The sequence below is a fragment of the Idiomarina sp. OT37-5b genome, from assembly GCF_002968395.1.
Lineage (GTDB): Bacteria > Pseudomonadota > Gammaproteobacteria > Enterobacterales > Alteromonadaceae > Idiomarina > Idiomarina aquatica.
Map to the genome: position 1 here is coordinate 2,761,078 of NZ_CP027188.1, position 24,508 is coordinate 2,785,585.

The 24,508-nt window shown below is 50.9% G+C and carries 25 protein-coding genes and 1 pseudogene; 17 read left to right on the forward strand and 9 right to left on the reverse strand.

The features are described 5' to 3' along the window. Positions 1-102 precede the first annotated feature (102 nt). The 12 genes and pseudogenes from C5610_RS12935 (at position 103) to C5610_RS12990 (ending at position 10,460) form a co-directional block, all read left to right on the forward strand. On the forward strand, positions 103-888 hold the full coding sequence (locus C5610_RS12935) for a hypothetical protein (protein ID WP_105307529.1): 786 nt from the start codon (positions 103-105) through the stop codon (positions 886-888). Next, on the forward strand, positions 876-1,385 hold the full coding sequence (locus C5610_RS12940) for a hypothetical protein (RefSeq protein WP_105307530.1): 510 nt from the start codon (positions 876-878) through the stop codon (positions 1,383-1,385). The genes C5610_RS12935 and C5610_RS12940 overlap by 13 nt, the downstream gene beginning before the upstream one ends. Next, positions 1,382-2,197: a hypothetical protein gene (locus tag C5610_RS12945; RefSeq protein ID WP_105307531.1), complete on the forward strand. Its 816-nt coding sequence runs from the start codon at positions 1,382-1,384 to the stop codon at positions 2,195-2,197. Before C5610_RS12940 ends, C5610_RS12945 begins: the two co-directional genes overlap by 4 nt. Next, positions 2,197-3,486 (forward strand): type IV pilus secretin PilQ, encoded by a 1,290-nt coding sequence (pilQ, locus tag C5610_RS12950; protein WP_105307532.1) that lies wholly within the window; start codon positions 2,197-2,199, stop codon positions 3,484-3,486. The genes C5610_RS12945 and pilQ overlap by 1 nt, the downstream gene beginning before the upstream one ends. A 120-nt stretch (positions 3,487-3,606) precedes the next feature. Beyond that, the gene (gene aroK / locus C5610_RS12955) at positions 3,607-4,137 is read left to right on the forward strand and encodes a shikimate kinase AroK (protein WP_105307533.1); all 531 of its coding nucleotides are present in this window, start codon (positions 3,607-3,609) and stop codon (positions 4,135-4,137) included. A 21-nt stretch (positions 4,138-4,158) separates the two neighbouring features. Next, complete coding sequence (aroB, locus tag C5610_RS12960; protein ID WP_105307534.1) at positions 4,159-5,229, forward strand: 3-dehydroquinate synthase; 1,071 nt, start codon at positions 4,159-4,161, stop codon at positions 5,227-5,229. A gap of 25 nt (positions 5,230-5,254) precedes the next feature. After that, a complete protein-coding gene (locus C5610_RS12965) occupies positions 5,255-6,721 on the forward strand; it encodes an SPOR domain-containing protein (protein ID WP_105307535.1) in 1,467 nt (488 codons plus the stop codon). A 57-nt stretch (positions 6,722-6,778) separates the two neighbouring features. Next, the gene (locus C5610_RS12970) at positions 6,779-7,657 is read left to right on the forward strand and encodes a Dam family site-specific DNA-(adenine-N6)-methyltransferase (protein WP_105307536.1); all 879 of its coding nucleotides are present in this window, start codon (positions 6,779-6,781) and stop codon (positions 7,655-7,657) included. Next, complete coding sequence (locus C5610_RS12975) at positions 7,654-8,094, forward strand: GNAT family N-acetyltransferase (protein ID WP_105307537.1); 441 nt, start codon at positions 7,654-7,656, stop codon at positions 8,092-8,094. Before C5610_RS12970 ends, C5610_RS12975 begins: the two co-directional genes overlap by 4 nt. Continuing rightward, positions 8,073-8,765, forward strand: a pseudogene (locus C5610_RS12980) (class I SAM-dependent methyltransferase); the annotation flags it as partial. The gene C5610_RS12975 and the pseudogene C5610_RS12980, both read left to right, overlap by 22 nt. Continuing rightward, the gene (locus C5610_RS12985) at positions 8,762-9,244 is read left to right on the forward strand and encodes a peroxiredoxin (protein ID WP_126820395.1); all 483 of its coding nucleotides are present in this window, start codon (positions 8,762-8,764) and stop codon (positions 9,242-9,244) included. The pseudogene C5610_RS12980 and the gene C5610_RS12985, both read left to right, overlap by 4 nt. A gap of 19 nt (positions 9,245-9,263) precedes the next feature. Further along, on the forward strand, positions 9,264-10,460 hold the full coding sequence (locus tag C5610_RS12990; RefSeq protein ID WP_105307540.1) for an NAD(P)/FAD-dependent oxidoreductase: 1,197 nt from the start codon (positions 9,264-9,266) through the stop codon (positions 10,458-10,460). A gap of 3 nt (positions 10,461-10,463) precedes the next feature. Here the strand turns inward: C5610_RS12990 and C5610_RS12995 are convergent, their stop codons facing one another. Further along, complete coding sequence (locus C5610_RS12995; RefSeq protein ID WP_105307541.1) at positions 10,464-13,181, reverse strand: EAL domain-containing protein; 2,718 nt, start codon at positions 13,179-13,181, stop codon at positions 10,464-10,466. A gap of 188 nt (positions 13,182-13,369) precedes the next feature. On the opposite strand from C5610_RS12995, the gene C5610_RS13000 reads away from it, so the two are divergent. Beyond that, positions 13,370-14,407, forward strand: a complete 1,038-nt coding sequence (locus C5610_RS13000; RefSeq protein WP_105307542.1) for a phospholipase A — start codon at positions 13,370-13,372, stop codon at positions 14,405-14,407. A 1-nt stretch (position 14,408) separates the two neighbouring features. Here the strand turns inward: C5610_RS13000 and C5610_RS13005 are convergent, their stop codons facing one another. Further along, positions 14,409-14,960 (reverse strand): DUF1415 domain-containing protein, encoded by a 552-nt coding sequence (locus C5610_RS13005; RefSeq protein ID WP_105307543.1) that lies wholly within the window; start codon positions 14,958-14,960, stop codon positions 14,409-14,411. Between the two features lie 15 nt (positions 14,961-14,975). Here C5610_RS13005 and C5610_RS13010 point away from each other — a divergent pair, with 15 nt between their 5' ends. Beyond that, the gene (locus C5610_RS13010) at positions 14,976-15,434 is read left to right on the forward strand and encodes a methyltransferase family protein (RefSeq protein WP_105307544.1); all 459 of its coding nucleotides are present in this window, start codon (positions 14,976-14,978) and stop codon (positions 15,432-15,434) included. A 2-nt stretch (positions 15,435-15,436) separates the two neighbouring features. On the opposite strand, the gene yjjG is transcribed toward C5610_RS13010, so the two are convergent. From yjjG to C5610_RS13035, 5 genes are read right to left on the reverse strand one after another with little or no spacing between them, the layout of a single operon-like run. Then, complete coding sequence (gene yjjG, locus C5610_RS13015) at positions 15,437-16,120, reverse strand: pyrimidine 5'-nucleotidase (protein ID WP_105307545.1); 684 nt, start codon at positions 16,118-16,120, stop codon at positions 15,437-15,439. A 14-nt stretch (positions 16,121-16,134) separates the two neighbouring features. Beyond that, positions 16,135-16,575: a nucleoside deaminase gene (locus C5610_RS13020; RefSeq protein WP_105307546.1), complete on the reverse strand. Its 441-nt coding sequence runs from the start codon at positions 16,573-16,575 to the stop codon at positions 16,135-16,137. Next, entirely contained in the window at positions 16,568-17,086 is a 519-nt protein-coding gene (locus C5610_RS13025) for a DUF2937 family protein (RefSeq protein ID WP_105307547.1), read from the reverse strand. The genes C5610_RS13020 and C5610_RS13025 overlap by 8 nt, the downstream gene beginning before the upstream one ends. Positions 17,087-17,092: 6 nt before the next feature. Further along, positions 17,093-17,671 carry a uracil-DNA glycosylase family protein gene (locus C5610_RS13030; protein ID WP_105307833.1) on the reverse strand — a complete coding sequence of 193 codons (579 nt, stop codon included), beginning with the start codon at positions 17,669-17,671 and terminating at the stop codon, positions 17,093-17,095. 16 nt (positions 17,672-17,687) lie between these two features. Beyond that, on the reverse strand, positions 17,688-18,470 hold the full coding sequence (locus C5610_RS13035; protein ID WP_105307548.1) for a ferredoxin--NADP reductase: 783 nt from the start codon (positions 18,468-18,470) through the stop codon (positions 17,688-17,690). Positions 18,471-18,579: 109 nt separating this feature from the next. On the opposite strand from C5610_RS13035, the gene C5610_RS13040 reads away from it, so the two are divergent. Together C5610_RS13040 and C5610_RS13045 are read left to right on the forward strand one after the other, a co-directional pair. Beyond that, positions 18,580-19,635 (forward strand): PepSY-associated TM helix domain-containing protein, encoded by a 1,056-nt coding sequence (locus C5610_RS13040; RefSeq protein ID WP_105307549.1) that lies wholly within the window; start codon positions 18,580-18,582, stop codon positions 19,633-19,635. Between the two features lie 2 nt (positions 19,636-19,637). Continuing rightward, positions 19,638-20,468: a DUF4198 domain-containing protein gene (locus C5610_RS13045; protein ID WP_105307550.1), complete on the forward strand. Its 831-nt coding sequence runs from the start codon at positions 19,638-19,640 to the stop codon at positions 20,466-20,468. Between the two features lie 12 nt (positions 20,469-20,480). Here C5610_RS13045 and C5610_RS13050 read toward each other — a convergent pair whose 3' ends face one another. Beyond that, positions 20,481-21,479, reverse strand: coding sequence for a lyase (locus C5610_RS13050; protein ID WP_105307551.1), 999 nt, complete (start codon positions 21,477-21,479; stop codon positions 20,481-20,483). A gap of 112 nt (positions 21,480-21,591) precedes the next feature. On the opposite strand from C5610_RS13050, the gene C5610_RS13055 reads away from it, so the two are divergent. After that, positions 21,592-23,367 (forward strand): SLC13 family permease, encoded by a 1,776-nt coding sequence (locus C5610_RS13055; RefSeq protein WP_105307552.1) that lies wholly within the window; start codon positions 21,592-21,594, stop codon positions 23,365-23,367. On the opposite strand, the gene C5610_RS13060 is transcribed toward C5610_RS13055, so the two are convergent. Beyond that, positions 23,361-24,497, reverse strand: a complete 1,137-nt coding sequence (locus C5610_RS13060) for a GNAT family N-acetyltransferase (RefSeq protein ID WP_105307553.1) — start codon at positions 24,495-24,497, stop codon at positions 23,361-23,363. The two genes, C5610_RS13055 and C5610_RS13060, sit on opposite strands and share 7 nt — an antisense overlap. Positions 24,498-24,508: the final 11 nt, after the last annotated feature.

Genomic DNA, 24,508 nt, shown 5'->3' on the forward strand with positions numbered 1-24,508 from the left:
CGTTGATTTCGCACAGCGTTTCACGACCTCTCATTATGGCTGATTTTTGTTCGGAACACTACGCTTTGAAACTCTTTTCGTAACTTTTACAGAGTTCCTTTTATGGCACATTACGTGGCTCCGTTCGCCGCCGTTGATATCATCGATAAACAGCTGGTTGTGTTGCAGTTGGCTTCAGCTCAGGGTCGCCTATGGGTCCATCAATGGCACCAACAACCTGCGACCCAGGCCTGCTCGCAAAAACTTCACTGTCGCGCCCTGATGACCGTCATGGATCATCGGGCGGTCCATTATCAACAGCTGAGTGAGCACCAGCAGTTGCACCAGGTTCGGGAGTCAGTGCATGCCTCGCTGGGACTGGAACACACCCAGCTTGATACCCTAACCTTAGATTATCAGCATACACCGCTTGGCACACAGGTTGTCAGCGGACACTGCTCTCAGGTACGTAAAAAACAACAACAATTTGAAGTACTGAAGTGTCCGGTTAGTATCGTCGAACCCGCCTTTCAAGCGGTTATCCGAGCCACAAACTTTCTGCTCGCGGAGCACTACAGTCCTGCCCAAAGTCATGCTCTGTCGCCGGAGTGGCAAATTCTGCAACTGGCGGAGCCATTGTCGACGCTTATCCGCTGTCATTACGGCAGCATCTCGGCATTGAGTTTTCATAGCGAATCCGATCTTACATCGATTATCGGTTCGCCGCTGCCAACATTTTACTTCGGTAACCGCAACATCTCGAACCGTCATCAATTTGGCAGCCAGCCGATGTTGCAAACGCTCGCCTTACCAAGCTATCTGCAGGAAAACATGTCGACTGCATTGGGCGATCAGTTATTGCCACTCTTTGGTTGCGCACTGAGGGGGTTTATTAAGTGGCATCATTAAACCTGGTTGACTGGCGCAACCCGAGTATCGCCGGGCAACTCCGTCGTTACCGACGTTTATTCGTCAGTATCGGATTGCTTGCTCTCCTGGCAGGAGGGGCTTACTACCAGTACGCCCAAGCACAACTGCATGAGATGAAAGCCATCGCGGCCACTCAAGCGACAACCCTCAGGGAGCTTGCCAACGTCGAACAGGCTTATCAAACCCTGACCCGACATCAACAATTACAGGAAACCGAGCGTAACACACACCTACAGCATGGCCGGGCGATGCATCATTTCGTCCGGTTAGTGCAACTGAACGAAAACGGTATTCGAATCGAACGCATCCATTGGCTGCCCGGCGAAATTAAAGTAACTGGCCACTATGACCAAGTGGCTGTCGTTAAGCAGCTGCAACAACAGTTACTTGGCATTCATCCGGGGTTTCAGGCAGACATTCAGTTTCCCCGTCCCCAACAGTTCTCAATTTGGCTTACAGCAGTAACTGGCACATGAGCTTGAAAACCTGCATTATCCGTTACTTCCCGCACATCGTTATCACGCTGATGCTGGTGCTCGTTGCCATCATCACTTGGGTCGTTACTCATGGTGAGGTGACTCGCTTAACGGCTCGTATTGCTGAGCAAGAAGCCCAGTTACAACGTTTTCATCACTATCAGCAGGTGCTCTCCGAACAACAGCCGCCGGTTGAACGGAAACTCCGCTTCGACTGGCAAATTGCCGCATGGGCAAATCAGTTGTCTCTGCAACTTACTTTACAGCCGTTAAGTCACGACCGCACCACACTAACCGTCGCTGCTAACGGCCGACCGCTGGCACTGCAACAACTGCTGAGTCTGATAATGGAATACAGTATCGACGGTCGCTGGCAGCAACCCTGGCAGCTACAGCGTCTGAGCTGGAAAGTTGCTGCCGCAGGTTCCGCGCAAGTCAGTTGGCAAGTCACTGCCAATATGGCTGCAACCGCCGACACCAACTCCTCACTAAACGCACCGGAGGTGAGCCAGGTTGATTCTGTGAACGGTATTTGCAGCGACTCGTCGCCCAGCTTATCTGAACACCACCCGTCATTGAATCAGTTACAACTACTGGCGATCATTCAATCCAGTGCGGTTCAGCAGAACAGTCTGGTTTATTGGCGTACTGCCGACGGTGACCGCATAGCGACCAAAATCCATGATTGGTTTAGCGAACCGCTCGCGCAGATTACCGACATTCAGGCCGATCATGTGCAACTCACCCACTGGACACAGGTTGAGGATTGCTGGCTAACACGTAAACACTATCAACGCCTGCAGGAGCATTAATGACGTTTCGATTTATCCCTACTGCTGTAATTATCCTATTGTTAGTCGTTGCTAGCGTAACGGCAAAGGCCAGCTCGGTTGCCACCGACACTTGGGCGCGGTTACTCACTGAGGAACAACGTCAAACTACCGTCAACATTCACCTGAACAACGCCAGTGTTCAGGACGTGTTCCAAATTCTCGCAGACCAGCTTGATCTCAACCTGATCATTGATGATGGCATTGAGGGTCAAAGCAATCTGAAGTTGAATGAGGTTAACTGGGTCGATGCCGTTAACAGTTTGGCGAAAAGCCAGAATGTTTTTCTGCATTTGACCAATAATGTGCTCTGGGTAACTCGACAACCACAAGATACAACCGCGCAAAGTGGCCTGGCCATCGAACTGATCCCAGTGAACTTTGCGCGCGCAGCGGAGTTGGCCGAGTTACTGAACACTAACCACCAAGGACTTCTGTCAGAGCACGGTTCGTTATCCGTGGATGAACGCACCAACACCCTGCTCATTAACGATACCGCTAATCACGTTAACCGTGTCCGCTCGTTAATCGCTAAGTTAGATAAGCCGGTCAAACAAGTCATGATTGAAGCCCGCATGGTTAGCCTAAAAACCAATATTGCGCAGGAATTTGGCGTGCGCTGGGGTGCCTCAAGCACTGGCCTGACAAATCCTGAAACGGAGCCGTCAATGTTCATTAAAGGCATGCGCTTAGAACTGCCGACAACGCAGCCAGCCGCAACCGTTGGGCTTAATGTGGCTCGCTTGAGTGACGACTTGCTGTTGGATCTCGAACTGACTGCTCTGGAGCAGGAGAACAAAGGCAACATCATTGCCAGCCCAAAAATCTTTACGGCCAATCAGCAGCCAGCCTACATCGAACAAGGCACTGAGATTCCCTATGTCGAGAGTGCAGCCAGCGGGGCAACGGCAGTACAGTTTAAAAAGGCGGTCATGGGGTTACGGGTGACACCTCAGATAACCCCCAATGATCACGTTTTACTCGACTTAACCATTACCCAAAATACACGCGGCGATACCGTCAGCACACCAACCGGCCCGGCGGTTGCTATAGACACTCAGGAAATGGGAACCCAAGTGTTAGTCAAAAACGGCGAGACCATCGTGTTAGGTGGAATTTTTCAAACTTTAGAGTTGAACGACGACCGTGGTGTCCCTATTTTATCGTCACTGCCGGTCGTTGGGCATTTGTTCAAGCACCAACAACAGCAACGCCAAAAGCGCGAACTTGTTATCTTCGTCACGCCCACGATTTTAACGGGTTCCGAATAGAGTTGCTAAAACGGTGTTGAATTGCGATAATCGCGCTTCTTTTCGTTGGGTTGGGGGACGTCTCTAGACACTCCGGATTCGTGAGTTACAGCTAATTTAAACAGTGATGTAAGCAGGAATATGGCTGAGAAACGTAATATTTTTCTTGTCGGCCCTATGGGTGCCGGCAAAAGTACTATTGGTCGTCAAATTGCCAGACAACTCCATTTAGACTTCTACGATTCTGACACAGAAATTGAGCGCCGGACGGGTGCAGACATCAGCTGGGTATTTGAGCTGGAAGGCGAAGAAGGCTTTCGTGCCAGAGAAGAAAAAGTCATTGAAGACCTCACCGAACACATGGGGATCGTGCTGGCGACCGGTGGCGGTTCAATCATGAGCAAAGAAAGTCGCAACCGCTTATCTGCTCGTGGTGTGGTTGTGTATCTGGAAACGACCATCGACAAACAACTGGCTCGGACACAACGCGACAAGCGCCGTCCTCTGATTGCCGAGGCCGATGACCCGCGCAAAGTGCTGGAAGAGCTCGCTGAAGTCCGTAACCCTCTGTACGAGGAAATTGCCGACATAACCGTTCGTACCGACGAGCAGAGTGCGAAAGTGGTGGTCAATGAAATTATCGAAAAACTCGGTGTTAATGGGTTAGGCTAAATTAATACAAGGAGCTGCGCGATGGCACAAGTAACCGTTGAACTGGACGAGCGCAGCTACCCTATTCATATCGGAGCAGGCTTCCTAACACTGCTCAAGCAAAAATTAACAGGCCTCAGACACCAGGTCTTGATCATTACCAATCCTACCGTAGCTTCGTTTTATTTAGCGCCTGTGCTGGAACAACTTGCCGACCATCAGGTCGAGGTGTTCGAAATGCCCGATGGCGAACAATACAAAAGCCTCGCGGTTTACACCGAAGTCATGGATCGTTTGATAGCTCGCGGTTTTAACCGTGATTGCGCTATTTTAGCGCTTGGTGGCGGAGTCGTCGGTGATTTGGCCGGTTTCGTTGCCGCTACTTTCCAACGCGGCGTTGATTTCTTCCAGGTTCCGACCACGCTGTTGGCGCAAGTTGACTCTTCTGTCGGCGGCAAAACAGCGGTAAACCACCCTCGGGGAAAAAATCTTATTGGCGCCTTTTATCAACCACAGGCCGTTCTGATTGATACAGAATGCCTACAAACGTTGACGGAAAGAGACTACCTCAGCGGGCTTGCCGAAGTGGTCAAGTACGGCATCATCTATGACGCTGCATTCTTTCAATGGCTAGAAGACCATGCCACCGAACTGAAACAGCGAAACACCCATGCCTTGATTCATGCGATTGAACGTTCGTGTGACATTAAAGCGAAAGTGGTCGCAGCTGATGAACGCGAGGCCGGCATTCGCGCGTTGCTGAATTTGGGTCACACCTTTGGCCATGCCATTGAAGCAGCGACAAACTACGGTGAGTGGACGCATGGCGAGGGTGTTGCAGCTGGCACTGTTATTGCATCTAAATTAGCGGAAGTGACACAGCGACTGTCTGCGTCAGATTTCCGTCGAATTTATGCGTTACTCGATGCGTTAGGGTTGCCCGTTAAGGGGCCGCAAATGCCATGGTCACAATGGCTTGACTACATGCAACGGGATAAAAAAGTCAAAGACGGAAAACTGCACTTTATCTTACCAACCGGCATTGGCTCGGCCGAAGTGGTAAAAGATATTGATTCAAAGACGGTAGCGGCTGTGATCACTGAATGTTGCTAAAAACGCATCAAACAGGAACACAGTTATGCACGCAATGGCTCAACAACACATCGTCGCAGCGCCGGTAAAAGTAAAAAACAGTCAACAACAAATCATCGATCAACTGCATCAGCAGTGTCAGCAAAATGACGCGCTCATTATGTTGCACGGTGGTGACGGCTACGGCAAAACCACCATTGCAGAGTTGTTTCTGGAACAAGCATCTGACTATGCAGAGTGCGCCTTTGTTACCGCTAACGAGCGTTCGACCGTCGACCGATTGCGGGCGCAAATACTGAACCAACTCTTTGGTACCATCAGTTTAAGCGACGAAACACTGAGCCGTCAGATTCAGCGCCAGCAACCACTACGTCACGCCGTTATCGTGATTGATAATGGCCAGCAACTGCCCGATTCATTCCTGGCGGAGTGCGTCGCGACCGTCAGTCAGTTGTCCGCCATCGGCCAGCGCGTTAGCATCATCATTGCGGCTGACAGCCGTTGGGCTTACCAGCAAAAACCCGCCCCTCATCTGCGTTTGCAGGGGCCGGTGATGTTGGAAATTCAGCCTCTCAGTAAAGACGAACAGGTACGTCTTGTGCAAGCACTGCTGCCGGACCGCCTAAAACGTCTTTGGAGCCTTGACCGAATTCAACAGTTCCTTAGCACCATCAACGGCTATCCTGGAGAAATTCAACAGCGGTTACAACTGGCATTGGCGACTCAAGCTCAACGCTACAAAGACGCCCCCGCGGAGCCACAAGAGCATGATGATTCTATCTCCGAAGATGACGTTACGCTGAGCGACAACGCACCGACCGGCGGCCGTTCCATTAAATTACGCTACATCATCGCTTGCGCACTGGCGTTAAGCTTGGTTATGGGCGCCTATTTAAACCGTCAACCATTGCTTGACTGGTGGCAGGCACAAACCGCTTCAGAGCCGGAGCCACAGCAGCCCGTCGAGCAACAAACGGCGGCAGAACCTCAACCAGAAGCAGAACGGCCAGAGTTACCTAAGTTTGAACCCTTAACCCAGCAGACGCTGGAGTTAATGCCGGCTGATTTGGCCATATCCTATCGCGATGCACTGAGTGATCTTAACCGTGTTGCTGCGGCAGAGAACGATCCGCGCGAATTAGACGTGGCATTGATTAAGCAACAGCCGGTTGCTCAGCCCAACGAGGCTGAAGCTCCGGTCGCAACCCCGAAACTACCCTATCAGACGGATGACATTGCCGCTCGCGATCCACAACGTTTCGGCCTCCAAATTGCCGTGATCAGCACCGAAGCGCTGCTGGGAGAATTTCGTAGCGACTACCAGCTCGCCGAGATCACCGAGGTTTATCAGCGTAACGACGGCCGCTTCGTAATCAGTTACGGCAATTTTGACTCGTTGCAACAGGCTCGCGCAGGTGTTGCCCAGTTACCTGAAGCTGTTCAACAGATGGAGCCCTGGGCTAAGTCTTTTGCCGCCATGCAGGCAGAAATCAACCAGCCAGGACAAGAGTAATTTTCATCATCCGGCCTTTCGGGTACACTAGCGGTAAGATCCACCAAAGGCCGGTCAATGAAGAAGAACAGGGCTTTTTTAAAATGGGCGGGCGGCAAGTATTCGCTGATAGAACCCATTAAAAACCAATTACCGCACGGAAAAAAGCTCATCGAACCCTTCGTCGGTGCCGGCTCAGTGTTTTTGAACACTGACTACGACAGCTATCTGCTCAATGATATCAATGCAGATTTGATCACGCTGTATCAATTTGTGAAACGACGCCCGAAAACCTTTATCGAGGATGCGCGCAAACTGTTCGTTAGCCGTAATAACGAGAGTGATGCGTACTATTCGCTGCGGGCGCAATTTAATGCCAGCACCGACCCCTATGTGCGTTCATTATTGTTCCTTTACATGAATCGACATGGCTACAACGGTTTGTGTCGCTATAACAGCAAAGGCATTTTTAATGTGCCGTTCGGTGATTACCGCAAGCCTTACTTTCCAGAAGCTGAACTTGAGTTTTTTGCCGAAAAGGCCAAGCGCGCTAAATTTATCTGCTGTTCATTCGAACATGTTTTCCGACGCGCCCGACGGGGTGATGTGATATATTGCGATCCACCCTATGCGCCACTTGTACAAGCATCAAACTTTACCAGTTATACCACCGGAGGCTTCGGTTTAGATGATCAGAGTGAGCTTGCCAGGCATGCGCTTCGGGCAGCTTGTAAAAGGCAAATACCTGTACTAATAAGTAACCACGACACGCCATTAACCCGGGCTCTTTATCAACCCGCTTCCATTAGTGAACTGTCGGTATCACGCAGTATTAGCCAAAAAGCCGACGGCAGAAAACCGGTGAAAGAGCTGTTGGCATTATACCCCTCGACCTTAACGGCAAAACGGGGGCAGGTTATTCCTTTATCCAGAAAAATTAAGAAAGTGGGCACATGAATTGGTTTTTACGTAAATTTGACGAGCTATCCCTCAATCAGCTTTACCAGATATTGCAACTGCGCCAAGAGGTCTTTGTTGTCGAACAGACTTGTCCTTACCTTGATGCGGATGGCGCAGACAGTCATGCGGAGCATTTATTCGCCCGTAACGAAACCGGCGAGATGGTTGCCTATGCGCGTATCTTTCAGGCCTCCGAGCAACAGTCTTATGCCCGTATTGGCCGTGTACTTACCGCCCAGTCTGTGCGGCGTTCTGGGCTTGGCCGCGAGCTGATGACTCGCGCGGTCGACTACCTAGAGCAACGAGCTCCCGGAACGCCCATTCGGATCGGTGCACAGACTTACTTGCTGACGTTTTACCAAAGCTTTGGTTTTAAAGCCATCAGCGAAGAATACCTGGAAGACGACATTCCGCACATCGATATGGAACGTTAATGAGCAGCGAGTTCGAACTACGACAAACCGACGACGGACTCGCTTTAGTGTGGTTAACCGAGCCGAAACTGCAGCCATTACGGATCGATTTCCATCAAGGTAAAAGTGCTTATCGAGCGCTGCATACGTCACTAAAGTCAGAAGCCATCGCCAAAGCGCTGGGTGTTACCGGCAAGCGTAAGCCTTCAGTTATCGATGCCACGGCCGGACTTGCCCGTGACGCCATGGTTCTGGCCGGATTTGGCTGTCAGGTGCAGTTAATTGAACGCCACCCCAGCGTACGCGCTTTGCTCGCCGACGGTTTGCTCCGTGCCCAACAGCAAACCGACAGTATCGCCGAAGCCGCGCGCCGCATGACCCTGTTGGCAGCCACTCACATTAACCAGGTTCAGGGCGGCACCGCCGATGTGGTGTACCTTGATCCGATGTACCCCAAAACCGGCAAACGTAAAGCGCAGGTTAAAAAAGACATGCAAATGTTTCAGCAGCTGGTGGGTAGCGATGAAGATGCCGATGAACTCCTGCAACCTGCACTGGCCGTCGCGCGATACCGAGTGGTGGTTAAGCGTCCGGCGTCCGCTCCTTTCTTAGCCGGTATTGAACCAAACCAGCAGTTATCGAGTAAAAAGCATCGCTTCGATATTTATATAAACCAAGGATTCGAGTCATGATTAAAGAGAACGATCAACTTCCGACAGGCGCACTGACCAGTAAAGGCGATCTGGGCATTCAACACTATGACCCGCGCGAAATTTTTGCCAAAGGGCGTCATATTATTTTTGCCGTACCCGGCGCATTTACTCCGACCTGTTCGGAGAAGCACTTGCCTGGCTACGTTGAACTAGCTGATGCCTTTAAAAATAAAGGGGTACAGAGCATTAATTGCATTTCAGTTAATGATGCTTTTGTGATGAAAGCCTGGGGCGACGCACTGGGGATCGGAGATAAAGTTCGGTTATTATCGGACGGTAATGGCGCCTACAGCGAAGCCTTAGGGTTGGCTAATGATACCGGTGCCTTTGGCGGTATTCGCTCAAAACGCTACGCCATGGTGGTTGAAGACGGTATTGTCGAGCACCTGTTCGTAGAGGACGAAAAACAGTTTGAAGTCAGTAAAGCCGAATACGTACTGGATAAACTAACCGCATAATAAAAGGTACCGTCCCGGCATGACACAGCCTTCTCCACAGCAATATGATACCTTGATCATCGGTGCCGGCGCAGCGGGTCTTCACTGCGCCGCCAACGCGGCTCGTCGTGGCAAGCGAGTACTGGTCATCGACCATGCCAAGCAAGCCGGAAAAAAGATTCTTATCTCAGGTGGAGGGCGCTGTAACTTTACCAACCTCTATGCCAGCCCGGAGAACTATCTGTCGAGTAACCCCCATTTTTGTAAATCGGCACTTAGCCGTTACACCCAGTGGGATTTTATAGCGCTCGTCGACAAACATCAGATCTCATATCATGAGAAAACACTGGGGCAGTTGTTTTGCGACGACAGTGCCAAAGATATTGTCAAAATGCTACTGGCAGAATGCGACCAGTACGGTGCAAGAGTGCAGCTAAGAACTGAGGTTCTTGCTGTTGAGCATAATGGTCAGTACCTGCTTAAAACCAGTGCCGGTCACTACCAGGCTGAGCAGTTAGTGGTCGCCTGTGGCGGTTTATCCATGCCAAAACTGGGTGCAACACCACTTGGTTATCAGATCGCCGAGCAATTTGGGCATTCCATCATACCAGTCCGTGCCGGATTGGTTCCTTTCACCTTACAGGATGACCAAAAGCAACGTTTCGGCGAAGTCTCGGGCATCTCGGTGCCGGTTACTGCCGCCGCAAACGACGGCTATTTCCGCGAAGCACTCTTGTTTACTCACCGCGGTGTCAGTGGCCCCGCCGTTTTGCAAATCTCCTCCTACTGGCAACCGGGCGACGCCGTAACGGTCAACTTGCTGCCTGATATGGATGCGTTTGAATGGCTTAAAAATCAGCAAAGTGAGCAGCCCAAAGTCCAGTTGAGCACACTATTACAAAGCGTTTTTCCTAAGCGCTTAGTCAACGCACTGGGCGGCGAATTTGACTGGCCACTGAATCAGCGCTTGGCCGACATCAGCCATGCTCGCTTCGAAACCATCGCTGACAATCTCAATAGCTGGTCATTAAAACCCAATGGTACTGAGGGCTATCGCACGGCTGAAGTAACCCTTGGAGGTGTCAACGTTGATGAGATCAGTTCAAAAACCATGGAAAGTAGGTGCCAGCCGGGCCTCTACTTTATCGGCGAAGTCGTCGACGTCACAGGCTGGCTGGGCGGGTATAATTTTCAGTGGGCTTGGGCGAGTGCCTATGCTGCCGCTGAGGCTTTGTAAGGATTAACTGTGCCAGCCGTCCGGGCACTTCCAAGTATTGAGCCATTGCGGTAACTCAGCGGCTGGCATGGGTCGAGCGATGCCGTAACCCTGGCCAACATAACAGCCCAGTTCAATCAGAACACGTCCCTGTTCCGGGGTTTCAACACCTTCCGCAATCACATCGAATCCGAAGGCTCTGGCGAGCCCGATAATACCTTTAACGATGGCCATGTCAGCATCATCTCGCTGCATGTCACGGACAAAACTTTGGTCAATCTTAAGCACCTGAGCAGGCAGTCGTTTTAGATAATCCAGCGCAGCGTAGCCGGTGCCAAAGTCATCCAGCGACACGCTCACTCCCAGTGCTTTACAACGCTCAATCACTTTTGCCGCGTCATCAATCTTACCAATGGCGGCACTTTCGAGGATTTCAATTTCAAACGCACTGGCTGCAACTTTCGGGTAACGGTTTAGCTGGCGTTGAAGCGACTCGACGAAGCCGTCTGCAAGCAATTGCTGAGCACTGACGTTAACACTAACCGGTAGCTCAATACCCTGCTGCTGCCAGGCTTCAATCTGACTCAATGCCTGATTAATCACATAATCACCCACTTCAATCGAGAACGGATGATTTTCGATGTGCGGAAGGAAGTCACCCGGTGGCACCAGACTGCCATCGGCCCGCTGCCAGCGCAGTAACGCTTCGGCACCGACGATCCGGCACGTTCTCATGTCCACCTTCGGCTGATAGTAAAGCACCAACTGCTGTTGATGCATCGCACCTTTTAGATCTTTAATGAGTTGGGTCAGTTGGGTCTGCTCCCGCTCTCGCTCAGCGTCAAACCAATTGACCTGATCCCGGCCTTTGCGCTTGGATAAATGCAACGCTTGCGTAGCATGACGAATCAACGTATCCGCATCGTGGTTATCTTCTGGGTATTGGGTAGCGCCCAGACTGACGGTAATAACAACATCACGGTCATCAATGGACATTGGTTGTGATGCGCGCCGACGAATACGGTCCAGTAGATCCGCGATGTTACGCTGGTTTTTTTCGCCCTCAATGATGAAGATAAACTCATCGCCGCTGACGCGCCCCAACGTATCACCATCACGTAGCATAGCCCGCAATCGCTTGGCCATACATTCAATGGTTTTATCGCCAATTACATGGCCAAAGCGCGAATTAATGCGTTTAAAGTTATCGATATCCAGTGATGCGACAACAACTTTTTCGGTTCCCCGGGATGCCAGGCTCAGGGCATGTTCAAGACGGTCGCGCACCAACATCACATTGGGCAACCCGGTCAGTGCATCATGATAGGCCTGATGCTCCAATTCCCGCTGATGCGCGACCGCCCGTTCGGTGATATCTGATGACATCGAAATAAAATTCTGAATTTGCCCATGGTTATCGCGAATGGCGCTGATAGACGACAGTTCGGCATACAATTCACCGTCCTTGCGTCGGTTCCACAGTTCCCCTTGCCAGACACCGTGCCGGATAATGCTGTTCCACATGGCTTTATAAAACGCTTTGTCCTGTCGGCCGGACTGCAGAAAACGCGGGTTTCTGCCAAGCACTTCCTCTTTGCTGTAGCCCGTCATGCGGGTAAATGCCGGGTTAACGTCAACGATATTACCCTCGGCGTCACTGACGGTTATGCGGTCGTGGCTGTGCATAAATACTTTATCCAGCAGTAACATCCGCCGTTTCACAAAACGCACGATAAGCCATGCAAAAAATAGGCTACTGAACAACGCCAACGGCGATATGATCACGTACCGCCACAATTCATTGTGTGCACTCGCGTAAGCATCACCAGCCTGTTGCTGAATCGAGGCGATGATACGGTTTTCCACTTGCTGCACTTGTTCAATCAGCTTTGTCTGCTGCACAAACCAATTGTCTAATTCCGTCTCGCTTAACAGCCTTGCCGGTTGGTCACTCTCAACCAGCTCTGCTCTTAAATCAGTCGATGTGGCGACGAGGTTTATCTTATCGGCGTATTGTGTCTGGTTTTGTAAACCAACCAACAAGCTGTGTTGTCGGCCCGTCAAATAAATCAAGTCTCGTAGTTGGTGATGTTCAATGCTTCCGTCACTCAACGCGGTGCCGATAAGCACTCGTTCCTGACCCAACAGCTCCCGCAGACGGTTGAGGATAAAATACGCATTAAGCTGGCGAGCAAAGCTCGATACATTGGTATCACGGGATAAGCGACTGATTTGCGCATTAAACTGGTCAACCGGAGCGGAAAAGTAGCCAACAATCTGTCCGGCAGTGACTGAGCGGTTATCCACCCGCTCGCGGATGTCATCCAGTCGCGCTAAACTCCGCAGAATTTCGACCAGATTCTTATAAATAGCGCTCTGTTGATCATCCACCGGCGTTTCAGCTAGAGCCTGCTGTAACTGCTGCAGTTGCTGAGAGCTTGCTTGCCGGCTGGTCGACAAGCGTTGCTGAAATTTGGGATCGCCGCTTTTGAGTGACAACACGCTGTAACCGCGCTCCTGCTGCAGGTTACCGACCAACTGACCTGCTTCGGTCACCAGTTTCAGGTCTGTGGTTAAACGACTTAACTGCGCCACCGATTGGCGTAGCTCTAAAATATTGAAAACAGAAATCCAGACAATAACGATAACGGGGAATAACAGCGCGACGCCAAAACGCGCATACAGCGGTAGCCGGTCGAAGAAGTTTACGCTTGATTTGATAGCTTGCTTGATAAACTGCAACGTATTAAACCCGCCCCTCTATTGTAATGAACGGCTCACACCGTACCGACGAAAAGATCCTGAATTATAGCATAAAAATTCTGTAAATCTTACGTAAACTGATCGATATCAGACTAAGATAAAGTAATAACTGTTATGCACCGCCCGAACTCTCAGGGTTTGATTTCGCCGTTAAGGAAAAAACAACTATGCCGTTATCGAAGACAGCATCGCTGGCAACGCTATTGTCAGCGTTCGCATCCTTGCCTCTGCATGCGCAGGACATCAGCAGCCAGCAAAAGTGCCTGATCGATCGCTTACAAAGCGCCAGTGATGAAGTCACCGTTGCTGAAATAAAGGCCTGGTGCAGTGAATCACTGAAGCAACAGCAGCCGGCAGAGGACGTGGTCGAGGTTGACGCCGTTGCAGAACAACCTGGCGCATTAACGCAGCGCATTCGCAGTGAACAGGTCACCGAGTTCGATCCTTACGTACTAACGCCACATCGACGTAACTATATCTTACCGGTGCTGACCACCAATAACATTAACCGTCTTCAATACGCAGAAGTTGATGGCTATGAGAGCAACCTGGAAGAGTACGAGGCGAAATTCCAACTCAGTTTTAAAGTCCCTTTCAACAAAGAAAGTCTCTTGTTCGAAAAGGATAAACTGTTTTTTGGCTTCACCGTGCAGTCTTGGTGGCAGGTTTATTCCGACAATATTTCCAAGCCCTTCCGGGAAACCAATTACATGCCGGAAATTTTTTATGCGACACCAACTGGCTGGCACCCTTTTGGCACCAATACCGCCGTTGTGTTAGGAGCAGAGCATCTGTCCAACGGCCGTAGCCAGCCGCTGTCACGGAGCTGGAACCGAATTTATGCGCAGTTTGTTGTCGAAAAGGGTGACTGGGTATTTTCGTTAAAGCCGTGGATTAGAGTGCAAGAAGATCCCAAAGAAGACCCTCTGGATTCTAAGGGCGATGACAACCCCAACATTGAAGATTACGTCGGTAACTACGAGTTTGCCAGTGCCTATAATGACGGTGACTTTGAGTACATTTTACGACTGCGACACGCTATTGACACCGGCCGTGGCTCTGCTGAGCTTAGCTGGACCTTCCCGTTATGGGGTAAGTTTACCGGCTACACCAGTGTCTTCACTGGCTACGGCGAGAGCTTAATTGACTACAACCACAAGCAAACTCGTTTCGGACTCGGCATTGCGCTGAATAATGTGCTGTAATTCAACCTTCTGAATTACGAATGTCTGCCAGTATGCATTCAAAAAAGTCCGCGCCTTTACGCCGTGCAAACTCGATGTTCCGCAGCGGAATTTGTTCAGGGTCGGGGGTTTGTTTAAGCACTTCCTCCATTGAGGCTTCACGGAGTAAATGCAGCGTAGGATAGGGCGCACGGTTGGTGTAATTAGCCGGATCGTCCTGTTGCTCACCCTCAAAACAATAATCGGGATGGAAGTGTGCTAATTGGTACACGCCATCATAACCGCTCATTGACATGAGTTGTTCGGCAACGGTGATTACGTCGAGAAAGTCAGCAAACGACGATAGCCCGGGTATGATCAGTAGGGTTGTTTCAACGGCCGGCTGTTCATCAAGAATACGGCACTCGCTAACCACCCGCTCCAGATGCGCCTCAACGTCGTCGCCATTGTCCACCACATAACGAACAGAACGACGCTCCAGTTCGCGTCGCGCGAAAGGGCAAATGGTGTATTTTACGATCAGCCGTTGCACCCACGCTTGGGTTTGGCTGATAATCAGTTCATCGCTCGACACAAAAGCTCCTAAATAATGAAAGCGCTCGAACTTAAAGTACCACCGGTGGTACTCGTCATTCTTATCGCCGGTATCATGTTGCTACTATCGCCCTTATTCCCACAGGTCCATTTTCAGCCGTTACCCAACTGGATCATCGCCATCATAGCGGCCCTCGGGGTCATCATCCCATTGATCGGGGTAATCAGTTTCAAACGCGCTGCCACCACACCGGATCCTCGGGATCCAACAAAAACCAATAGTCTGGTCACTACCGGTATCTACCGCTATACCCGCAACCCCATGTATCTTGGGTTTGCCCTACTGTTACTGGCGTGGGGTCTGTACCTGGCCAACATGGCAACATTGTTTGGCTTGCCCGCCTATATGTTTTACATGAACCAGTTTCAGATTAAGCCAGAGGAGCGCGCCCTCGCTGAAAAGTTTGGCCGCGACTACACCCAGTATCACCAAAAGACAAAGCGCTGGTTGTGATATCAGCGCTCGTTTAATAACGATGTCAGCTGGTCTAAGTGAGTAATGGTATGGTGTGGCCGAATATCCTCGGGTAACTGGCTGTTGTCACGGTTAAACCAACAAGTATGCCAGCCCGCATTGAGGCCGCCCAAAATGTCTGAATGCGGGTTATCGCCAACCATTAAAATACGTTCAGGCGCTGGCTGCTCGCTCATATGGTTTTTGTGGGTATAGTGAAAGATTTCAGGATCCGGCTTAGCGACTCCGAGCTGCTCGGAAACCACCAGGAAATCAAAATACTTAGCGGTCTTCGTCTTTTCTAACCGCTCCTGCTGAAGCTCAACAAAACCATTTGTGATTATCCCCATTTTCGCTTTGCCGTGCAGTGACTCAAGCAGCCGCTCAGTGCCTTCAATGGTTTCACAAATAGTCGCCATACAGCTCATAAACTCTGTGTTAATGGCTTCTGACGGTTTGCCAAGCTTTTGTTCCCACGGCACAAAGCGCCGTTGCTTGATGTCTTTTGCGGTTAATTCTCCGCGTTGAAATCCTTGCCAAAGAGGCTGGTTTACCTGCTTAAATTCGGTAAAGGTCGCATCGTCAAACGGCAGTTCATAGCGGCCGAATAACGCTTCAAGTCCCTGCCGTGCATCGAACGTAAAGAGGGTTTCATCAGCATCAAAAACAACCCAATCGTAAGGCATTACCACTCCTCAGATTATTCGCAGCCGATATCCTCATGCCAAAGCTGAGGCGACTGCTGTATAAATTTTTCCATCAACGCAATACAGGGTTCTGCCTGCAACACGTTAACTTCAACGCCACGGGATTTTAACAGTTCCTCTTCACCCATAAAGGTTTTGTTTTCACCGATGACAACCTTAGGTATGCCATACAACAAAATCGCCCCTGTGCACATAGCGCAGGGCGAAAGCGTCGTATACAGCACGCTGTTTTTATAAACAGCGGCTGGCTGACGCCCGGCATTTTCCAGCGCATCCATCTCGCCGTGTAATGTTGCACTGCCTTTCTGCACTCGCTGGTTATGACCACGACCAATGATTTCACCGTCATGCACAATCACCGAACCAATCGGTATTCCGCCGGTTTCCATGCCCTTTTTGGCCTCTGCCAGCGCAGCTTCCATAAACTTATCCATGCTGTTCTCCTCGTGGTTTGCGGTTAACTGGCCACAATAGCAACCTCAGTAACAGTTCGCCGACACAAGCCAGTAGAAAACCAATGATTAATGCCGTAATTATGGCATCCGGTGTTAAGCGAATCGCGTAATCATAGCTTTGCCTGACTTCCTGCCGAATCGATCCAACCGGACTTAAAAAGGTCTGTTGATAGGCCGCCAAACTGCCACTTTGAAAGTTCTTATGAGCAATTTGCAGTTGCTGATAACGCTGATAAATATTGTCGATGCTGTCACCACCGTCTTTAAATACGTGGTCGTCCGATGCCTTGTAATACGCAATCAGCTTTTCCAGGTCACCGTCAAAGTATTTATCCGCTTCCTGCTGAAACTGTGCCAGATTCTGTTGTATCTCAAGATAATGAGATTGCAACGCTTTGCCATACTGATCGACAAAATGAGGGACCTGCACACCGGCCAGGACGCCTAACACGAACAGTATTAAGCGGCCATAAGAATAGATAATTCGCATGATGGGTTACCTCAGCTGTGCAATACGCCGTTTTAGTTCAGGCACAACTTCAGCCTCGAACCAGGGATTCTTTCGCAACCACAGATTATTACGCGGGCTGGGGTGTGGCAATGGCAATACGCCCTGCTGTAAGGTGTTTTGCCAGTTTTTTACACGCTCAGTCAGTGTTTGTCGGCCCTGTGCTGCTAGATGCCATTGTTGTGCATATTGACCAATGGCCAGTATCAATTGAATATTAGGAAGCTCTGTCAGAATGGTGGCCCGCCAAGTGTCGGCGCATTCTTTTCGCGGTGGCAGGTCACCCGATTTACCGGTCCCCGGATAACAAAACCCCATGGGGACGATGGCCAACTGGCGGGGATCATAAAAACTGTCCTTATCGATACCCATCCAGTCCCTCAACCGATCCCCGCTCGGGTCGTCAAAAGGTTTTCCGGACGCGTGTACTCGGCGTCCGGGCGCTTGCCCTGCAACCAAAATGCGCGCGTCTGGATGAAACTGCACAACCGGCCGCGCACCCAATGGCAAATGCTTTTCGCAGAGCTGGCAAGCACGTATGTCCGTTAACAGTTGGTGCCAGCTGATGGTGCTCTCCGTACGATTACTTTTCGATAAAAGCCTGTTCAATCACGTAGTCACCCTGCTTCCGGGAAGTCGCTTTGGTGAATCCACGCCGATCTAATATGGCCATGATATCTTCAAGCATAGCGTTGTTTCCGCAAAGCATAAAGCGATCAGACTCCGGGTTGATGGCTGGCAGACCGAGCTGTTGCGTCAGGGTATCGGTTTCCAGTAGTTGTGTAATACGTTGTTGATGCGCCTCATCGCGGAACGGCTCGCGTGTTACGGTAGGGTAGTAAAGCAGTTTCTCTTTAACCCAGTCACCAAAAAATTCGTTGTTCGGTAACTCCTCACATATTTCTTTTTGGTAGGCCAGTTCTGACACGTAACGGACACCATGAACCAACACGATCTTATCAAATCGCTCATACATGTCCGGATCTTTTATCACGCTCATAAAAGGCGCCAGCCCCGTGCCGGTAGCCAGTAAATAGAGGTTTTTTCCAGGCAACAAATGACCGGGCACCAGCGTCCCTGTCGGCCGGGTCGACAGCACCACCTCATCGCCCACCTGAATGTGTTGCAGGCGTGACGTTAACGCACCATCCGGCACTTTAATGCTAAAAAATTCCAGTTCATCCTCGTAATTGGCGCTGGCAATACTATAGGCACGCAATAACGGTTTGTCCTCAAGTTGCAGCCCCATCATCACGAATTGCCCATTCTCGAAGGTAAACGTCGGTTTTCGGGTAGTTTTAAAACTGAACAAGGTGTCATTCCAGTGACGTACTTGAGTGACGGTTTCGGAAATAATACTTCTCATAGCACCTTCTCTTAACGGTTACTTAAAAATCCATCCACAAACTCTAAATTGTAAATGCGAATTGTTTTCATATAGAGTAACACTAAGTTGTTTTGTTCCCAAATTAAACATGCGCGCGAAGACAATAAAAGACTGGCACTGGATAAGCTCGGCGGTCTGCCTCATCGGCATCCTGCTGTTTTCAATTACTGGTATTACGCTCAACCACGCGGGCTGGATCGAATCCAGCCCAACGGTGGAAAGCTTTGAAAGCGTGCTGCCGCCGGCTGAGTTAGCACAGCTTTCCAACGCATCAGGCGATGATAACCTACCGCCGGCATTTCATCGTTGGTTTGAATCAATCACGGGCGCCGCCATCAGTAACAATGCACAAATCGAGTGGAACGATTACGAACTCTACGTTGGCATGCCGAAGCCAGGTGGTGATGCTTGGTTTAGCGTTGATCTCGACAACGGGGCTGTCTACGGCGAACGTACCGACCGCGGCTGGATTGCTTATTTTAATGATCTCCACAAAGCCCGTAACACCGGCGCTATCTGGAGCCTGTTTATCGATCTCTTTGCACTTGCGAGCATTATTTTTACGGTTACGGGGTTATTACTATTGAGAAAATACAGCAAGGGCCGAAAATCCACCTGGCCACTGGTCCTGGCCGGCTTCTTGATTCCGTTATTTGCCATCATCGGTTCGGCTCACGCCAAAGCAGTTAAGCAAGCGGAGCTGACCGTTGAAATACCGCGACTAAAGGTTGCCGAATATCACCCTCCCTACCTCGCCGTTTGGCTGGCCGATAAGCGACACCAGCGGGTCGTTGATGTTGCGGTTTGGTACGATCTCAAACTGGCTGACCAAGAAGGCGAGAAATGGCTGAAAGATTTGCGCCAATGGTGGCGCCGCAGTGGCCGTATGACTGATATGCCGATTGACGGTGTTTCCGGAGCTACTCGTCGCCCCGGCATCCAGCGCATTGATCTGTCAGCGCTTACACGCTCATTTAAACAACTCGGCGACGGTACTTACTACCTCTACATCGAAGCCGCCAGGGAAGTTGGCGGGAGGGAACTGATTCGCATCCCGCTCCAGCTTCCGCTTACCGAACCCCTTAAGTTTTCTGATTCCGGCGAGCATGAGCTTGGCCGTATTACCCTGACTTTGGAGCCTTGAACATGAAACTATCATCTGTGCTAACCACCAGCCTGGCGGTATTGACTTTATTCGCCAGCACCAGCAGCACGGCTCATCGTGTTTGGATTAAACCCAGCGCCACCGTGGTATCCGGTGACTCAGAATGGGTTACCTTTGATGCCGCCATTGCCAACGGCATTTTTTATCCAGATCATTACCCGCTTGGCCTCGACCGTGTAAACGCTATGGGTCCTGATGGTAATGAACTGAGTTTACAGAACGGCCATAAAGGTAAGTACCGCTCGGTGTTCGATCTGGAACTCCAGCAGCAAGGCACCTACACCGTATACTCCGCCAGCTCGGGGCTGACCGCACGCTGGCTCGACGAGCAGGGTGAGAGAAAATTCTGGCCACCTCGTGGCGTGCAAAAAACCAGCCAGGACTTCGATAAGGAAGTGCCAAAAAATGCCAGAGAGCTACAAGTCAGTGAACGCTCACGTCGTGTCGAGACTTTTGTGACGGTAGGGGCACCGACTTACGATACCCTGGGCGCGACCGGCAAAGGACTGGAGCTGGAACCGGTAACCCACCCTAACGACTTATACACCGGCGAGAACATCACCTTTAGATTCACCATTGACGGTGAAGCGGCAGCAAACGCAACGCTGGTTTTGGTCAAAGACGGCGAACGCTATCGTGACCAAACCAACGCACTTCAACTGACCACCGATAAAAAAGGTGAAGTTAGCTTCAGTGTGAACGAAGCTGGCATGTATTGGCTTGAAGCCGAGTACCAGGACGATAACGGCAAAGCACCGGCAACGCAGCGCCAGGGTTCTTACGTCGCCGTACTCGAAATTTTACCGTTGTAATCGGCGCCTGGTTTAAGGGGTTAACCTAACGACCCCTACCGTATCAACATCCGTGCCAAACCAGATGGCGTCGCTGGCTTCATCGTAATACATATGACGAATGGTGCCACCGCCACTGGGGATAGGCATTGGCTCGGAGAACGTTTTGCTGTCGGTATCAAAACCCACCAACCGGTTTGGTTGCATACCCGTTTCCACAAACCATACGTCATCACGTTTGTCGATTGCCATCCCATAAGGTCGTGAATTGATTTCTCCGGGCGCCCGCCAGTCGTTATTTTCACCGGTTTGTGGATCGTACGACCCAACGTAGCCCTGATTATAATCAACGTACCAAATTACGCCGTCACTGCTCATACCCAGGCGACGAGGACGGTTGTCTTCACGATCAAGTTCGATTTCTTTAAGCTGACCTTTGTCGATGGTTGCCAACTTGTTGGTACCGAATAATGTTGCCCAGGGTTTGTCATTCTCGACAATGAGGCCATAGGGACGGGCACTGTCAGTCGGCACATCCCACAGCATAATTTGCTCACTTTCCGTGTCGAGAAAGCCGAGCTGATTACCGTTTTGTACCGTAAAATAAATATCACCATCGCGGGTGAAGTCCATGGTGTGACTGTCTTTGGTACCGGCTCCCGGCAACTCGAAACGCTTTACCTCACCGTTTTCCGGATTCACCAGGCCGATGTGCTCATCGAGGTTGCCGGCATACCAAGCTCCGCGATCGTCAACGATAACCGTATGCGGGTGTGCTCCCTCGGGGATTTCATAGCGTTTAAACTCACCGGACTCTGGATTCAATGTCGCTACATAATTGCCTGACTGACCGACAAACCAGACCGTCCCCTCGTGCAGCCAAGGATCCCGCGGACGGGAATCCTCCCACGGCACTTTCCATTCTTGTATCTCGGCCGTTGCCAAACCACGGTGATCGTCCGCTAGCGCTGGCACACTCATTAACAGCGCCAGACTCGCCGTCGATAATGCAGAACAGGTAAGCTGTTTCATTCGTTCGCTCCTCTTGTGAACGTTTCTATTAGGTATAGTTAAACTCTGGTGCTAGTACAACGTAAAACAACTGTGTAATCTGACGATTAAACATCATTAGGAACAAAACCAGATGCTGGATCAGTGGCTCATCGGCGGTATTTTGATCGCTATGTTAATTTTATTGGTGCTGGATAAGTGGCGTTACGATCTGGTCGCTATGATGGCGCTATTAACGGCTGCTGTGCTCGGTCTGGTTCCCACCAGTGAGGTATTCAGTGGCTTTGGTAACGCGGCCGTTATTACCGTGGCCGCCGTCTTGATCATCAGTCAGGCGTTGTGGCGCTCCGGCGTCGTCGACGCGCTTGCCGGCTGGATGAAAAACATCGGTTCAAATGGGTTTCTGCAACTGGTGGCATTAACCTCTGTCACAACGGTCTGCTCGGCCTTCATCAGCAACACCGGCACCATGGCCATCATGATCCCGGTTGCCCTGCAACTTGCCCAAAACAGTGGTAACAATCCGTCTAAATTGCTGATGCCGATGGCTTTTGGCTCGCTGCTCGGCGGTGCTATTACCATGGTTGGTACACCGCCCAACATTATTATTTCGGACATCCGCCGCGACACCGTTGGAGATGCCTTCGGTATTTTTGATTTTACCCCGGTAGGGCTCGGCATTGCAGTAGCCGGCTTGCTGTTCATGTGGCTGCTCAGTCAATGGCTGGTGCCGGCGAAATCCGGACGCAGTAAGTCGCAATCCTTATACGATGTCAGTAGTTATTTGACCGAGCTTTACGTACCCGAAAAATCGAGTTTTATCGGCGAAACGTTATTCGAGCTGGAAAACCGCAGCGAAGACGATTTCGTGATTGTAGCACTGCAACGCGGCGAACAACGCTGGTCAGCCCCCGCCCGTTATTTACGGCTTAAAGCCGACGACGTGCTGATTGTAGAAGCAAACGCTGAAACCATTCAGCAAGTCATTGATGGCACCGGCCTTGAGCTTAACGCCGACGAGGAAATCGATGACCGCTTTTTAAAATCCGATGACATCACGGTGCTCGAAGGGATTGTCGGCCACGATTCACGCCTTATTGGCCGCTCTGCCGGCGACATCCGCCTGCGGAGCCGGTACGGCATTAACGTACTGGGTGTCGCCCGGCAGGGACAAAAGCTCGGCACGGTATTAGCCAACATCCGCTTTAAACCCGGTGATGTCCTGTTGCTGCAGGGCGATGCAGAAACATTGAACGACGTATTCCAACGATTTGGCTGCTTTCCGCTGGCACAACGGAGCCTGCGTATCGGCTCTAGCAAAAAACTACTGCTGCCGCTGGGTATTTTTGTCAGTACCATCGTAGCTGCAGCCCTGGGGTTATTATCCGTTCCGGTTGCCTTTTCGCTTGCCGCCGGGTTAATGGTACTGACCAATATCCTGCCCTTGCGCGAGCTTTATGACAGCATCGATTGGCCCATCATCGTGTTGTTGGGCGCAACCATACCTCTGGGGAGCGCTTTAGAGCGCAGTGGTGCCGCGGACACCATCGCCAATGCGGTATTGGTTCTCAGTGATGGTTCTCCTGAATTTATTGCCGTCGGCTTACTGCTGTTAGTCACTCTGATCCTCTCAAATATCGTCAATAATGCCGCTGCTGCGGTGCTGATGGCACCGATTGGGATCAGTATGGCCAACAGCTTTGGTGCTAGCATCGACCCCTTCCTGATGGCCGTTGCAATAGGCGCGGCAGTGCCGTTTTTAACACCGATAGGGCATCAGTCTAATATTCTCGTCATGGGGCCGGGCGGTTACAGTTTCAGCGACTACTGGAAACTCGGTCTGCCGTTGTCACTGTTAGTGTGCGCGGTTGCACTGGTGTTAATCATGTGGGTATGGCCTCTTTACTGATCCGGCTGTTTATAAGGCGTATAACCGTGTAATGTGTGTAAATGCTCACGCAAAGCACGGCGCTCTTGCAGACAGTAATCGGCTATCGCGTCGTTTAACGGCGATTCCGCGAAGCGATAAAAGCCCTCACGCAGCACCGGTTCGAAGCCTCGATGCAATTTATGCTCCCCCTGTGCGCCGGCATCAAAGTAGCGCAGACCCTGTTTGATGCAATAATCGATGCCCTGATAATAACAGGCTTCAAAATGCAGAAACTCCAGTTCCTGTCGGCAGCCCCAGTAACGGCCGTAAAGGGTATCAGAACCTTTAAAACACAATGACGCGGCGACCAGAATGCCATCTTGATACGCCGCAAACACAACGATGTATGGTGTCAATTGCTCGCCCCAAAGCCGCAATGTAGCGGGCGTCAGGTAACCTCCGTGACCCGACCGTTTTAGGTAGGTGCGTTGGTAAAACACACTCAACTGTTGCCAAAATTCCGCATCCAGTTCCTCACCGTGCAATGTACGCAGTTCTATATTCTGCTCAGTGACCTGGCGGCGCTCTTTACGGATCGATTTCCGTTTGCGCGACACCAGCGTTGCCAGAAAGTCATCGAAACAGCGGTAACTTCGATTCTGCCACAAAAACTGAATATCAAACCGTTGCCACCAGCCCTGTGCTTCCAGCACGGCACTGAAATCCGACTCAACGTATAAACATTGTATGTTGCTGACATCGTGCGCTTTGGCTAACGCCGCTTCGATACGCATCAGCATCTCGCCAGTATTGATGCCCTTGGCAACCGCCAATCGCGGCCCCTGACACGGCGTAAACGGAATCGCATTGATGAGCTTGGGATAGTAGCGTAAGCCGTAACGCTCAAACGCTTCAGCAAACGCCCAGTCAAACAGATACTCACCGTAAGAATGGGTCTTTTTAAACCAGGGCATTATTGCGATCAGCCGATTCGAGTCATCATAGACCACGGCGTATTGCGGCAACCAGCCTCGCTGTTGACCAATACTTCCGCCCTGTTCCAGCGCCAGAAAAAATCCATAACGCATAAACGGATAACAACGACCGACCAAATTATCCCAGTCGCTCTGAGCAATAGCAGTAACACTGGATAGCAGAGTAACGCGCATCGTAAGGCGGC